Origin of the sequence: Dyadobacter chenhuakuii (assembly GCF_023821985.2) — a bacterium.
In the GTDB taxonomy this organism is placed as follows: Bacteria; Bacteroidota; Bacteroidia; order Cytophagales; family Spirosomataceae; genus Dyadobacter; species Dyadobacter chenhuakuii.
In genome coordinates this window covers 4,207,100-4,220,804 of sequence record NZ_CP098805.1, presented here as the reverse complement: position 1 = coordinate 4,220,804, position 13,705 = coordinate 4,207,100, and the positions used below count along the sequence as shown (strand labels likewise).

The window sequence follows — 13,705 nt, the reverse complement described above, 5'->3', positions numbered from 1 at the left end:
TCAAAACTTGTATGACAAAATTAACTGCCCTGAATGGTTTTCACAACCATTTGGAAGGAAAGATTTTACATAAATCTTCATTAAACAAAATGGAAAATCTCGCGGTCAAAGGAAGAACCCTCGCTCCCCTCAGGCGTTTGTTGGGAAACTATGTACTGGAAAATTCCTCAGTAATCTTCGCAGCTGAGCGCGGGACTGGAAAAACGCTATTAGGTCTTCAGGCTTGCATTGCCATTTCATCAGAATGGTCTTCACTCTGGAATGAACCAATTGAATATCACGGAAACACGTTGTTCATTAATTGTGAACTGAGTGAAGATACGATTAGTCGAAGGTTGGCCCGGCTATTTGATGCACCACCAGAAGAGATTAGATTTTCGAACTATCAAAGTTACGTCTACACAACAAAAAAGGGTCTGGAAGAAGAAGCCCAGGCAATTATTGAAATGTCGAAAGTCCACAAGCCGGTTTTGATTGTTCTAGACAATTTCAGGGTAGCTTTTCTAAATTCCGATACCAATAACGGAAAAGAGGTTGCAAAGGCCATGCACTTGATTTTAACGCTACGCGATTTATTGGACACAACGATTATTATAACAGATCATACACGAAAGCATACCAGGAATTTGCTGACCGACAGCGATCTTCAAAGTGGTTCCGGCGTGAAATCTGACTTGACGGATAGTGACATGTTTCTACGGAAGAGCAAACAGGATATTCAATACCGGATCTTTAAGCGCTCGAAGTCTAGGCATTGCGAAGAGACGGACGGTGCTAAACTGATCCGCCTGAATCCGGAATCGCTGTGGTTTGAGTTTGTCCAGGACAACATCGACGAAGCGCAGCACATAGGCACTGAGGTAATGCCCGTAAAGGAGGAACAGAAGGACTTAGCACGGGAGCTTAGAGATCAGGGAAAGACCATCGAGCAGATTGCGAAAATATTGAATAGAGGCAAAGGGACTATTCATCGCTGGCTAAACGAATAATTGGCCTGTAAGAAGTCCACATTTTTCTCACAATCCCTCCTTGTTTATGAGAGGGGATTGTGAAAAAATGTTCGATGAAGTGGCGACACATCGGAATTGAACTCGACTAGTTCGGCTTTGTTCCGCTTGTTCCGAAAATTCCACTTGTTCCAAAGTTCCGTTCGTTCCACCCGTTCCATTAATTCCATTTGATCTCAGATGTTCCATATCATTCCGTTTGTTCCGCTTGTTCCATTCGTTCCAAAAGTTCCAAAATTCCGTTTGTTCCACATTTTTCGCTCAAAAATTTGTTCAAAAATGGAACAAGTTGATAGTCAAATAGATATCAATATTTTTTAGCAAAATGGAACAAGTGGAACGTGTGGAACATGGAACGGAACGGAACGGAACATGTGCGGGTGAAAAAAGAAAAAGATATGAATGCAAAACAATTAAATCAGCAATATAGCATAGTAGGTTTTTTGAATCAAAATGGATTCCAGCCTACTATTAAAAAGGGTCATAACTATTGGTATGTCAGTATGATAAGAGATTTGGAAGTGCATCCCTCACTTAAAGTTGACACCACTAAAAATCTGTGGTATGACCACGGCAGCGGTGTTGGCGGCACGTTGATAGACTTGGCTTGCAAAATTTTCAAAACAGAGGATGTGAAAGAGGTGATCAGGCTAATAACTGGTGGTTTTTCTTCTTTTCACCCGCAAAAAACGGCGCAGGCTCCAACATCGGGAGATAGAAGTAAGCTGCGTATAGTGAATGAAGGTTGCATGCAGGATGATGGCTTGATTACTTATCTCAACCTGCGTGGAGTTTCTATTGACGTTGCCCGAGCGTATTGTAAAGAGCTAACCTACTCGAATAAAGGTCAGGTTTTCAAAGGAATTGCTTTTAAAAATCAATCCGGTGGTTATGAAATCCGGAGCAACGGTTTCAAATCCTGTGTTGCGCCGAAGGACATTTCCTTCATAGAAAATAACGGCATCAATCTGTTGATTTTTGAGGGTTTCATGGATTTTCTATCCTATCTGATGCTACCGGTTTTTCATGTGGCCGATGCGAATTTTTTAATTCTTAATTCCTTGTCTCTGTTAGGAAAAGCAACAGTCTACTTGTCTGAACACAATTCCAAATTCTTATTTCTCGACAATGATCAATCTGGATTCAAAGTGGCTAATAAGCTAAAACAGGGATATCCTCGGGTGATTGATATGAGTTCGTTTTACGCTGGGCATAAGGATCTCAATGATTTTTTAATCCAAAATAGATTCCCATGAATAAAGAAATATTGCTACGGCTCTATGCCAGGAAAGATTCCAAACGCAAACGGATGCTTTACGATCTTTTCAAAGGTACCATATCCATGAGCGCATCTCTGTCCATGATTGCAGAGCTGATTAATCAGGAATTGGGTGAGAAGGATCTCATCAAAGCTGCTGACGTCAAATATTGCCGCCACTATTTCTTAGGTAAAACAAGTGGAGCGACGGCAATTGAAGAAAGCGTTCAGCCTGTTAGCAAGGCATCCAATATAAAATCAGAACATTCGGTGCCAAGGGTAACAACTAAAAGTGAAAGTATAACCTGGACAAATCCGGATTATCTACCTACAAGTTCAACTAAAGAAGTTAAATCTAAATTTTCTAAAAAATGAAAGAAATCAATTTCATCCTTCAAGCCAAAGGCGGTGTTGGCAAAAGTTTGCTTACCTATTTGTTGGGAATGGCGGAGCATAATAACGAACAGTCCCTTTTTGTGGATCTGGATAGTTCAACAGGCACATCAAGTCGGCAGCTTAAATTTCTCGGAGAGTTGCGTACTGAGATGGTTTCCCTACTAAACGAAAAGGAGGTTTTGGTTAGAGATAATCTGGTGTCCTACCTGGAAAGCTTGGCAGAATCCCCATTTAATCGTGTCTATTTTGATTTCGGAGCTCCGGAATCTGAGCAGCTACCCGCATTGATTGAGAGAGATTTGCCATTCAGAGCATTTGTTGACGAGCTGGGATTCAAGGCTAATTTCCATGTGGTTATCGGCGGTGGCGGTGCTTACACATCGAGTGTAGATTACCTTCAAAAGTTATTGATAGCGCTTCGGGGTGAGTTTGAGGTGACTGTTTGGCAAAGCATCACGACGTTTAACAATTTCTCTGCATTGGCAGACGAATTGAAAAAGAATTGCGAAGCCTTAGGTTTGCGATTCCGGACATTTGGAGATTTCGATCCAGGTTCAAATTTGGGGAGCCAAATTCTGGACGGAGTGAGAAAAGGGTATGGTATCAGTGAATACCAGACAGGTGCGAGAATGAGATTGAAAAAAGAACTTAACGACCATTTTAAAGATGAGCTCACAAATCACTAAGGAAGAACTGACCCGGATTAAAGGCAGTTTTCAAGCCAAGTATGGTTACGAAATGGATGAATGGACAGCCGTAATATTGACTGAATTGAATGACAGGTTTGGCAATTTCAGTCAAACGGTACAGCAGTCTACAAAGGAGGTTGGCAATGCGGCTCAATTGATCAAAGGCCAGGTACATGCAGTCCACTTTAAGGATAACCTGCAAGCATTCTCTTTTGGTCTAGGCAAATTCCTCATTCCTTCGCTGGTAGTATTAATAGGAATCTTCTTTACTGCACATTTTATCGGTCAATCGGAAAAGTATGTAACGATCTCAGAGTTTGTAAATCGATATCCCAACTTCGATGCATTTCGACAAATGATTGAGGTTGCAGAGATACGAGAACTGAAATCTCAAAAGTACTTGATTCTTCGTCCAGCAGCAAACGTCAAGTCAATTGAAGTGGGTAAAGAATATCAATACCTCAAAGAAGAAAACGTTGTTGTGGTTCCGTTAATGGTTGGTAATCAATAATTTATACAGTACTTTCTGCTAAAATAGACCAAGTTCGACCATTTTCGACTCGTTTATTACGCCTTGTTTTGGCTCTGGTAAGCAAGCCATGTGTTTGTAACTACAATTCGCCCGCTGCGCTCCGAATTGCAGTTACAAACACACCGGTCGTCCCTCCCTTGACTTGTCAGGGCTACGCCCCGAGCCCCCGCCGAAATTGATCAACAGATAAAAATAACAATCCATGCAAGAAAATTCACAAGATGACTTCCGCGCTCTAAACTCAATTAAAAGGGAAAATAAAAACAGAACGATCCCGCTACGTGTCACGAACCATGAGTATGCGTCTATAAAATCAAAGGCCACTTTGGCCGGACTTTCTGTATCAGAATATCTCCGGAAACTTGGAACTGGTCATCCCGTTCAAGCCCGATTTGACAAGGATGAAAAACGGAATTTACAGGGAATAGGAACTAACCTGAATCAGCTGGCAGCATTTGCCAACAAAGGCTACTTCTACCAAAAGTCGATCACAGAAGTCTTGGAAGAACTTAAACGCATTTTGAAAAAATGATAGCGAAGACAACCATCGGCTCCAGTTTTCTAGGGGCCATCAACTACGGAGCCGGACACAGTTTGGACGGTAAGGAAATTGAAGGGAAATTAGAGCTTTTGCTGCTGCACAATGTTGTTTCGCAGGATCCACTTGGCATTGCATTAGAAATGCAGCAGGAGGCAGCCGGTAGCAGATGTAAAAGGCCAGTGTGGCATTCATCACTCAGCTGGAAGCCAGAAGAAAATCCGACACAAGAGCAGATGATTGAAGCGGCTAACCGATACTGTACTAAAATGGGGGCAGATCCCAAGGATCACCAGATTGCAGTTTACCAGCACCGTGACAAACCGCACAACCATATCCATATCTACATCAACCGAGTGCCAACAGATGGGAGTAAAGCATTGGAGACATCACACAATTACGCCCGGAATGTACGGATATGTAAGGAGATTACGCAGGAACTTGGTTTTGCTAAGGTAGAGAAACTGGAAGAAGGGAAATTGCGGAATGTGGCCGAGAACCAGAAGGAGGCTCAGAAGTTTGTTAACTTGGCAATCAAAGGTGCTTTGAAGCAGAAATGCAAGACTCCTGAGGACTTGGAATGGCGGTTAAAGGAAAAGAGGATAGATTGCAAGTTTACATTGGAAGAGGGGAAGATTAAGTATTCCAGCTATAGTTATCAGGGAGTGCCGATTAAGGGACAGGATGTGGGGTTTACTGCGAAGCAGTTGCAAAAACGCCTTGAAGGTAATCACGACATTCAACTACATAAAAGTCGTCAAATCGGTTTTTGATGAAATCTGGTTGCTTGTTAAAGTTACAATTTCAGGCAAGCGCATTTTAGGTGCAATTAATTGTATAGTTTAGTATTAGACCCTTGCTGCTGGGACTAAATCAATACTTATATAATATGATACGTATATATCTTGATTGGAATGTAATAAGTAATCTAAAGAGGCCAGAATATAAACAACTCGATGATTTTATCATTGGGCATAAGGAACAATTGCTATTTCCATATTCCCCCGCACATTTTAAGGACTTGATGAAAAGTTACTCTCTTGACAACCAGCAATTTGATTCTGATCTTGCAAAATTGCAACAACTGACGGAAAAGCATTTTTTTGGGTTGAAAGACAATTATGTAGTGCCCTTGTTTGGTACACCTGAAGAATACTTCCGATACGAAATTGAAAGTTTACAAAACGCGGATCCTAGTGGATATGATTTTGAAAAGAACGTCCTAGACCTTGATAATTTTGGTGCCGAGCTTGGGTTAGAGAGTTTTGGAAGTATGATCAAAAGGCTTTTGCAAAGTCAAATGTCCGAAATCAACGTAACAGAAGAGAATAGATCGCTACTGAATACTCTATTCCCTAATCTCTCAAACGGCTCAAATCTATGGGACTTTGTGAAGGATTTTGGATTCTTTACAAGCAGTCTGCTTAACGACGGCAGCTTTTATCGTAACCTTCGAAAAGGATTAGGCGATCATGGTTTTAAGTTAGAACCAAATGCAGGTAACTGGAGTGAAGATGATGTGATTAGGAATATTGACGAATTTCTAAAGTCAATAAATACTACTTTTCGAGGATATATCGAAAGTGTATTGAAAATAAACAAGTTGGATGAAAATATATACAATTTTTTCACAACGGCTTACCTCGTTTTGGATATGATAGGTTATAAGTCAGATAAACTTCCAAAGCCAACTGATAACATGCAAAACATCATGACAGATGCAGACCATGCGTTTTATGCGGCTCATTGTGATTATCTGGTCGGCTTGGACAAAAAACAACTTTTGAAAAGTAAAGTACTATATAATGAATTTAAGTTGCCGGTTAAAATACTAACACCAGACCAATTAATCGATGAATTACTTAGCGTCATGCATGTACAAAGTGACAAGACATACTTTGTCGATAATGTACTCGAGCTTTATAAAAAGGATAAGATTGTCGAAAGTTTTCCTCCACTTGAAGATGGTGCGCCATTTGTTGACGTAATTAAGCTTGACAGATACTTTTTTGATTTTTTCAATTATGCTACATGCGCCTATTATACAGAAGAAGATATATTAATAGTAACATTTAAGAAGGTATTCAAAAACTACTCTAAGTTCGTTTTTTATACTGAGGTGGAAAAAGTAGTTGATAAAATCTGTGACTATTTTGCTGATATGAATTACGTCGATGTCCTTCAAAGGAGAAAATTTATCGAGGATGGTGAAGAACCTGAAATTGTATGGGAAGACGACGGACTTGTTATCAAGGTAGAAAAGGATATTGATACACACAGACCAATTCTAGTCCTAGCTGTGAAATTTTCTGCTTAATTCATTAGACAATTAAACTACGTAGAAATTCTATCACAATAGCCACTATTTCATGAAAAACTTTCCTCAAATACAAATTCCCATAGAGCTCCTAATTGGCAGTTACTATGATGATGATGTCAATATTATAATTGGAGAGAACGGAAGTGGTAAAAGCATGTTATTGAATAATATTGCAAAACATTATTTACGTAGAAGTCAAAATGTTATCGCAATAGCAAATACCATATATGATAAGTTTGATATCAAGAGTAAAAAGTTAAACATTCTCCGAGCTTCGAACGGGAAAAATGCAGCTTCTCGAATTTTAATGAAAGCATTTATAACGCTTGCTAATGAGAATCTCAGGCAATTATTTACAATTGCTACGACTTTGGAATATGTAGGCTTTGAGCCAATTATTGGTATTAAAATAACTGGAATTGATGCAGACTTCAGAGATAAGGTAATTCAGTCGGATCTAGATGACGGTAAAATGGAAGGTCTTCTTCTTTATCTAAATAGAAATGCAGATGAAGCAGTAGCATATGACAGAATAGTTAAGATAAACCTAAGCCGGAAAGGATTTCCAGACATAGTAAATGAATTTCTACTATTAATATTCTCTTATTACAGTGAGCTAAAGAATAAGAATTTGATTACAGGTATTGAACTGTTCCTGTATAAAGATGGTGAAGAATTTTCGATAAAGGATGCGAGCTCAGGAGAGTTAACAATGATAACATCCTTGGTTTTTATTGCTTCAACAATAAAAGAAAAAACAATAATATTAATAGATGAACCAGAAAATAGCCTACATCCAAAATGGCAGATCGAATATGTAAAGAAGCTTAGTGAGCTTTTCTATTTTTACCAACCCAAAATTATTCTTGCTACACACTCACCATTAATTGCGAACGGAGCTGAACTCAGCAATCAAAATGTTAAGATTTTTAAGGGTAAGGAAGGGCAGTTCCAACTTGATAGAAGCATTAATAAAATAAACATCGAGGAAATGTATCAGAAGTATTTTGACCTCACAACTCCGGAAAGTCGATTTTTATCGGAATTTGTAATAGAGAATATGAATAAATTGGCTGATAAACAAATAGATACGAAGGAATTCGAGAGAATTATGACAAATATTAAGGAGAATTCATATGATGAGAAGCAAAGAGACGTGATTAATGAGTTGATTGAAACTGGTAAAGAGATTGCTAAAGATATCGAAAAATAAGTGGCACTAGTATTTGAGCAAGTTGACTTAGATAATATTGTGGCGGCGAGAGCAGCAGGAAACAATATCTGGGACAACCCAATTTTATCGAATGTAAAGATCAAAATAAAGGATCATTTTTTGGCAGCACCATTTCCAAAGTGCTGTTATTGTAGTCGATCAGCTATTGGGGAGTTTCGTATGGTAATTGATATTGAACACGTTCTGCCAAAGTCACGTTACGATTCACTGATGTTCGATGTTCAAAACCTAAATATCTCATGCAAGCGTTGCAATATGGAGATAAAGAGGAGTAAGATCGATTTTGTAGTAGATGTTAATGCTATGAAAAATGATTATTTTAATTCGGTTCATTACAAATTTGTACATCCAAATTTGGACAAGTATACGGAGCACATAAGAGTTGCAAGTTTTAGGATAGGGGATTCCATTTTGAACAAATATTTGGTCCGTACCGAATCAAAAGGGCGCTATACATATAACTATTTTTCGTTGAATGAGTTGGAGATAGATAATTTAAACCAGGCTCAAGGCTTAGAGGCATCGGCTAGTCTGACATCTCGAATTAGTACTTCAATCAGAATTAAAATCGCTCAACTTTTACTTAAGCTATAGGCTTTTTTAGGATCATAGGTTGGACGGTTGTTAGTATTATTATTCAAATCTTGGCTTCACATTAGTATCAATTTTGATTCTATTTGCTGAAGCGTTAAATGGACGTCTGGTTAGTAAGATACGTAATATAATCCAAAATTTCCAGACTGGATAATGAGCAAACAAACTGAGTTTTTTTGAAAAGGTCAGAATTATATTTGGTTTTGCATATAGGTATGGAGTTGATAATGTTCGTATTGAAAATTGGATCTAATGTAGACGAGCGGAGCTTCAGTAAATTTGTTCATGTTGCAATGAAGGATTTGTTTTGGCCCAAGATCTAATTTTGGATTGTTTAATGACTTTGAAAGAGAGCAAGCAGAGCTGAGCGCGAAACGGAAGTCTTCATCGAGTAAGCGAGACAAGGAGGAAAGTAAGTCATTGTTTCAAACACTAATGCTTTTAAACGCTTTTGGAACATCTTCAGAGCATGTCTTACCCATACGCAGCGAATAGTAAATGGTGCTACTATTATTCTGCGTTTTCTTAATTCATTAGAAGCAAGTTGCTGTCCAAACGCTGGTGATTCGATAGCATAAGCAACCGCCACATCTTCTATTTCCTTTTCAATCCGGTTCTTCAGTAGCGGTTTACTTCTACTGATTTCTATTAACTCAAATTCGCCACCTTCATCATACAATTTTTGAAAGCGGTAAAAGGAGTCTATGGAGTAGCCCATCAGCTTACGGGCATCCGACACATTGCCTAACTTCTCGGCTAACTTTAACAAGCCAAGTTTAGGTTGAATTAACTTCTGCGTTGTTGTCATACTTAACTGATTTTAAGGTTAGTAAATCTACTAACTGTCAGATCAAGCTTCAACTAATACAATTTAATTCATAGTGGATTTACCTTATATTATATTGAACGTCTATCCATCTCAGATAATATGGATCAGAGATAGATTCAGTGACCTTTGTTCGTACTTCCGGTTTATTACGCACTTGTTCAGAATTGAGTGCTGAACATAGAACTAGAAATTTTGCTAATGGGTATGGATGCTGCTTCTTTTCTGGAAACAGATAAAAACTTAATTTTTTATCAAGTATTTCCAAATCTGAAAATTGAAAAATTTGATTGGCTAATGTAACGGTGTTATTTATTCCAGATGAAATTTGAGCAGATAAGATTTTTGAAACAGCAATGTTATTTATTATCAAAAGCCGCGATAATACACTTGTAACTTGGCGCCTTAAAAATGAGTCTGTCTGCCAAAAATTACTATATTTTTGAATAAAATTTAACAGATCTTCATGATGATTGTATTTTGCCTTAAACCATAGGACACTATAAAAATTAGATGGTGACATCTCTTTGCTAAACAGAAAAGAAATGATTTTTTCCTCAAACTCTTTAAGAAATTCACTAGATTGTCGATCAACAGGTATTTCCCAATGAGTAACTAAATTGCATATCTGATATAAAGACACGTCATCAAATATATCAATTGTGTTCAGGATTTTTAATAATACTTGACTTGTATCATTTGTATATCCAATGTTATCTAGATACATCAAGAGACTGCCCCTAAGCCCCGGATAATCGACGTATTTTTCAGATACAATTTCAAGTAAATTGTTTATCTTTAGTCTGCTGGCCAGTGTAATGTAGCGTTTTGCAACTTTATCCCAATATTTGGCGCTTGTATCCTCAAAATGCTTCAAAAATGACGCATGAACATTTTCAGATATGTTCTTTATGTCTTCGTCCTCAACTTTAACATTCTCTAATTCGTCAAGAAATCTGTTATCTTCAATTTGAAAGTGAAAATAACCTTGCTTTTCATCATATATATTTGTTTTAGCAAGATTTAGGGCAAGACCTCTGGATTTTAGCATGTCTGAAACTGCACTTAATGTTTCAATGGCTTCCTTTTTGCTGTTTACTCCAAATACAATATCGTCCATCCATCTAGTGAAACTATTGCCTGTTTTTTCTTTCAATACATCATCTACTTCGAATAAAAAGGAGTGAGCAAGTAAGCGTATTCCTTCAATATTAGTTGTTGGTAGCCCACGTTTAGAATAAGGTAAATAGTCTGGCTTCCACGATATTTCCTCTAATATTCGAAAAAGTAGATCAATCAAAACTTCGTCTATTTTTCCATATGATGAGAACACTTTTCTCAATTCATTGATGTCAATGCTATCATAGTAATTAGATAGATCAGTTACAACAATTAGCTCTTTCTCGCTATGGAATTTATATATTTCTTTTTGAAGTTTTTTCCATTGTTTTCTCCAACTAAGCCCATATTCTTCAACTTGGTGTGGTTGAGAAACGCTATGCTTATCACGTGAATAGAAGGCGTTTTCGGATGGTTGATTGGCGAGAATCTTTTCGGCAATAGTCTCAACCAATACCTGCAATACTAACGCATCAATTGGTTGTGGAATGACAACATGCCTACACACCCCAAATTTTTTTTCGATGCGGTAAATTAATGGCTGTGATACTTTGTAGGTTCCCGCCAGAATCTCATTTCTAATCGCAAGAGCTCTGTCTTCAATATTATAGTTAAAATCGTAGTGATCATACAGATCTTTAAGATCCATGTATCTTAGTTGGTTCTTTACAATTTTTCTCCAAACATCAACAATTTTTTGTTTTTCGAATATTGCTAAAAGTACAGATTTTCGAAGATGATTAAACCGTTCAGTTTTCATTCCTTAGAAGTAGATTTATGGAGGGTATTTTTGAATTGTCTATTTTATATATGTATGTTTTAGAGTTTAATGAGCCGGTAGTAAGCTTAAATTGCGGCTAACAAAAAAACACGGCGATTAACTAGCTAAGTTTGATGAATTGTGCCACTTGGTTATAATATCGCATTAACTGCTTCGATGACCCTTTCTGCTGAATCTAATGTTTCATTTACACCTTTCCCGTTATCATCCAGTGCCTTCGGGTTTTGGAAGAGCCACATAGCCGGTGTGAAATGGTCAAAAATCTGTACATCCTCCGGGAGCAAATTAAAATATGTTTCAGCCTTTTTAACCAGCCTCGTTGTTGCTGAATTGGCATCAGTTAATTTCTGGACCGTCATTTTATGTTCACTGCCCAATGAGTAAGCGGAGTTCACAATTTTAGTAAATAGCTCTGGATGAATTATATCTTCGATATCTGCTTCCTCTTTGCCAAGAATGGATGCGAAATTTAAAAGCTTATTAGACTCGAGAATTTTATTTTGTTTTAGGCTGTCAAATTTTTTTGAATCTTTCTTAGAGTAATCCGTTAATGCAGCTATCTCTAATTGAGCACCGGAGAATAATGAGACAAATGGTTGAATTTTGTCGATACCACCAGCTGGGCAGATCGTCCATCGAGGATCCAAGCCGCGGCGATTACGTTTTTTCAAGGCATTTGAGAATGCTTGTAAGTATAAGATATCCCCTGGTCCCTCAACTAGTAAAGTCTGTTTTCCAATGAACAAGCTTTGGGTAAGTTCATACCCAAGAGCGCCTTGTAAAGGGAACAGCGTATCTCTGTCAGTCGCCAATGAGTCTTCCCGTATCTTTGTTCCTTCTGATGAAAAGTGGCCTGGTCGGAGTTGAAATATTTTGTCTTCTACTATTTTGATGCCTGGAAAATTATGAGTTGGTACCATAAACGGTGAGTGTGTCGAAAAGATTATTTGATGATATGGTGCGAGTTTTTCATCGAAATATCTTAATAGATCTGCTTGAGCTTTTCCGTGGAGAGTAAGTCCTGGCTCGTCCAGCAACAGAATTAATGGCTTTTTATCTTTTCGTACCTGAGCGAATTTGACTAGAAAGGAAAAGAACCAGATAAAACCGGCACTTCTTTCTGAAAATGGAACTGTAACTTTATGTAGGTTATTTTTGACGCGAGCCCGAGCGATTATTCCTGTGTTGAATGGAGCTTCGTCACCGGATTCTCCTTTCGTAACCCGAACCTCGATCTCTAATGAAGGATTCTGAGTCCAGTACTCTAATAGTTGATCGGTTATGCTATTTGAAGCCGCCTCGCATTTTGCATTTAGTCGCTCATAGGTGTCTGCACCGATTATCTCTGAAACAGTGGTTCCAGCAAATTCTAAAAAGTCTATAAAGACCTTTTCTCCTTCACTAATTTCCTGCCCTCTGTCATGTCGCTGCTGATATGTGTCAACTCTAATCTGACCATCCATTCTATCATAGTGAGAAAAGTACATGAATTTTGGAAGCCTCGGATTTAATACCGCGCGAGTGTGGGTTGTAACAGTTTTACCTACGAGAGTATTCAGGTACTTTAGCAGTTTCTCCTCGCTTTCGCTGCGATCTTCATTTTCTGTTATTTGAGTTATTAGATCTGAAGTGTTTGTCGCGGAAGCGAGACCTTCGATTTCTTTTGGTGTAAGTTTGTGCGCTGCCATTAAGTATTTCAGGGCAGCTCCAATGTTAAGAGGTATATCCCATTCGATACTGTCTGACTTATATCTTTTAAGTACAATCACCTGAGAACTCGTAAGACATTCTTTGCCAAAATAACCCTCAATAGCTGTGACATCTTCTTGGCTAAGTAGCCATGTAGTTTTAATGACAATCGCATCTTTATCTGGATGTCGTTCTTCATATTGGTTCAAATATCTTCTTGGGTAATCCTTTTCTATGTCAAACTTTATTGGGGTTGACGGATGTGGATTGAGCCCAGCTAAGGCATACAACGTTGCGGATTTTCCGGCTTCATTTTTTCCTACTAAGCACAACGTATTGTCGACGTCAAATTCACCGGAATCCTCAATACTGCGATAGTTTGTTATTTGAGCCTTAATTAATTTCATCGGGAAGGTTTTTAAATTGAAAGATTAGCTGTGTAAAATGCAAATATCCAAGTGAAAAACATATTCTCACAACACAATAGCTAAGCAAAGTATGAATTTTGTTTTTCTAACCCCTTTGCTGATTTTTGTTCAAAACACCGACAACCAATTTCATCAAAGTCTCCATTCATCTGGCTTGCTAGCCACCGCAAACAATGTTAGGCTTGCAAGAGCCTATTTGCTTATAATAGGATTTCCAGATCCGCACTTTAAAAAACCAGTTCTTTCGAGAAACTTTATTTCGTCTCTTGCCAAAACATAGATATTTTTTTTATT

At 38.1% G+C, this 13,705-nt stretch carries 13 protein-coding genes; 10 read left to right on the top strand and 3 right to left on the bottom strand.

Annotated features, from left to right (window positions below):
• Positions 1 to 11 precede the first annotated feature (11 nt).
• From NFI80_RS17435 to NFI80_RS17390, 10 genes are all read left to right on the top strand, one after another.
• Positions 12 to 989: an AAA family ATPase gene (locus tag NFI80_RS17435; protein ID WP_235165488.1), complete on the top strand. Its 978-nt coding sequence runs from the start codon at positions 12 to 14 to the stop codon at positions 987 to 989.
• A gap of 368 nt (positions 990 to 1,357) precedes the next feature.
• Positions 1,358 to 2,263, top strand: coding sequence for a DUF8464 domain-containing protein (locus NFI80_RS17430; RefSeq protein WP_235165484.1), 906 nt, complete (start codon positions 1,358 to 1,360; stop codon positions 2,261 to 2,263).
• The gene (locus NFI80_RS17425; protein ID WP_235165480.1) at positions 2,260 to 2,640 is read left to right on the top strand and encodes a hypothetical protein; all 381 of its coding nucleotides are present in this window, start codon (positions 2,260 to 2,262) and stop codon (positions 2,638 to 2,640) included. Before NFI80_RS17430 ends, NFI80_RS17425 begins: the two co-directional genes overlap by 4 nt.
• Positions 2,637 to 3,347 carry a hypothetical protein gene (locus NFI80_RS17420; RefSeq protein ID WP_235165467.1) on the top strand — a complete coding sequence of 237 codons (711 nt, stop codon included), beginning with the start codon at positions 2,637 to 2,639 and terminating at the stop codon, positions 3,345 to 3,347. Before NFI80_RS17425 ends, NFI80_RS17420 begins: the two co-directional genes overlap by 4 nt.
• Complete coding sequence (locus NFI80_RS17415; protein WP_235165464.1) at positions 3,328 to 3,861, top strand: hypothetical protein; 534 nt, start codon at positions 3,328 to 3,330, stop codon at positions 3,859 to 3,861. The genes NFI80_RS17420 and NFI80_RS17415 overlap by 20 nt, the downstream gene beginning before the upstream one ends.
• 223 nt (positions 3,862 to 4,084) lie before the next feature.
• Positions 4,085 to 4,414, top strand: a complete 330-nt coding sequence (locus NFI80_RS17410; RefSeq protein WP_235165463.1) for a plasmid mobilization protein — start codon at positions 4,085 to 4,087, stop codon at positions 4,412 to 4,414.
• Positions 4,411 to 5,193: a relaxase/mobilization nuclease domain-containing protein gene (locus NFI80_RS17405; protein ID WP_235165462.1), complete on the top strand. Its 783-nt coding sequence runs from the start codon at positions 4,411 to 4,413 to the stop codon at positions 5,191 to 5,193. The genes NFI80_RS17410 and NFI80_RS17405 overlap by 4 nt, the downstream gene beginning before the upstream one ends.
• A 116-nt stretch (positions 5,194 to 5,309) precedes the next feature.
• The gene (locus tag NFI80_RS17400; RefSeq protein ID WP_235165460.1) at positions 5,310 to 6,737 is read left to right on the top strand and encodes a hypothetical protein; all 1,428 of its coding nucleotides are present in this window, start codon (positions 5,310 to 5,312) and stop codon (positions 6,735 to 6,737) included.
• Positions 6,738 to 6,789: 52 nt separating this feature from the next.
• Positions 6,790 to 7,953 (top strand): AAA family ATPase, encoded by a 1,164-nt coding sequence (locus NFI80_RS17395; protein ID WP_235165447.1) that lies wholly within the window; start codon positions 6,790 to 6,792, stop codon positions 7,951 to 7,953.
• Positions 7,954 to 8,568 (top strand): HNH endonuclease, encoded by a 615-nt coding sequence (locus tag NFI80_RS17390; protein ID WP_235165445.1) that lies wholly within the window; start codon positions 7,954 to 7,956, stop codon positions 8,566 to 8,568.
• Between the two features lie 334 nt (positions 8,569 to 8,902).
• Here the strand turns inward: NFI80_RS17390 and NFI80_RS17385 are convergent, their stop codons facing one another.
• The 3 genes from NFI80_RS17385 to NFI80_RS17375 form a co-directional block, all read right to left on the bottom strand.
• On the bottom strand, positions 8,903 to 9,376 hold the full coding sequence (locus NFI80_RS17385; RefSeq protein WP_235165442.1) for a helix-turn-helix domain-containing protein: 474 nt from the start codon (positions 9,374 to 9,376) through the stop codon (positions 8,903 to 8,905).
• A 79-nt stretch (positions 9,377 to 9,455) separates the two neighbouring features.
• Positions 9,456 to 11,273, bottom strand: coding sequence for an RNA-directed DNA polymerase (locus NFI80_RS17380; protein ID WP_235165439.1), 1,818 nt, complete (start codon positions 11,271 to 11,273; stop codon positions 9,456 to 9,458).
• A gap of 152 nt (positions 11,274 to 11,425) precedes the next feature.
• Complete coding sequence (locus tag NFI80_RS17375) at positions 11,426 to 13,390, bottom strand: AAA family ATPase (RefSeq protein WP_235165436.1); 1,965 nt, start codon at positions 13,388 to 13,390, stop codon at positions 11,426 to 11,428.
• Positions 13,391 to 13,705: the final 315 nt, after the last annotated feature.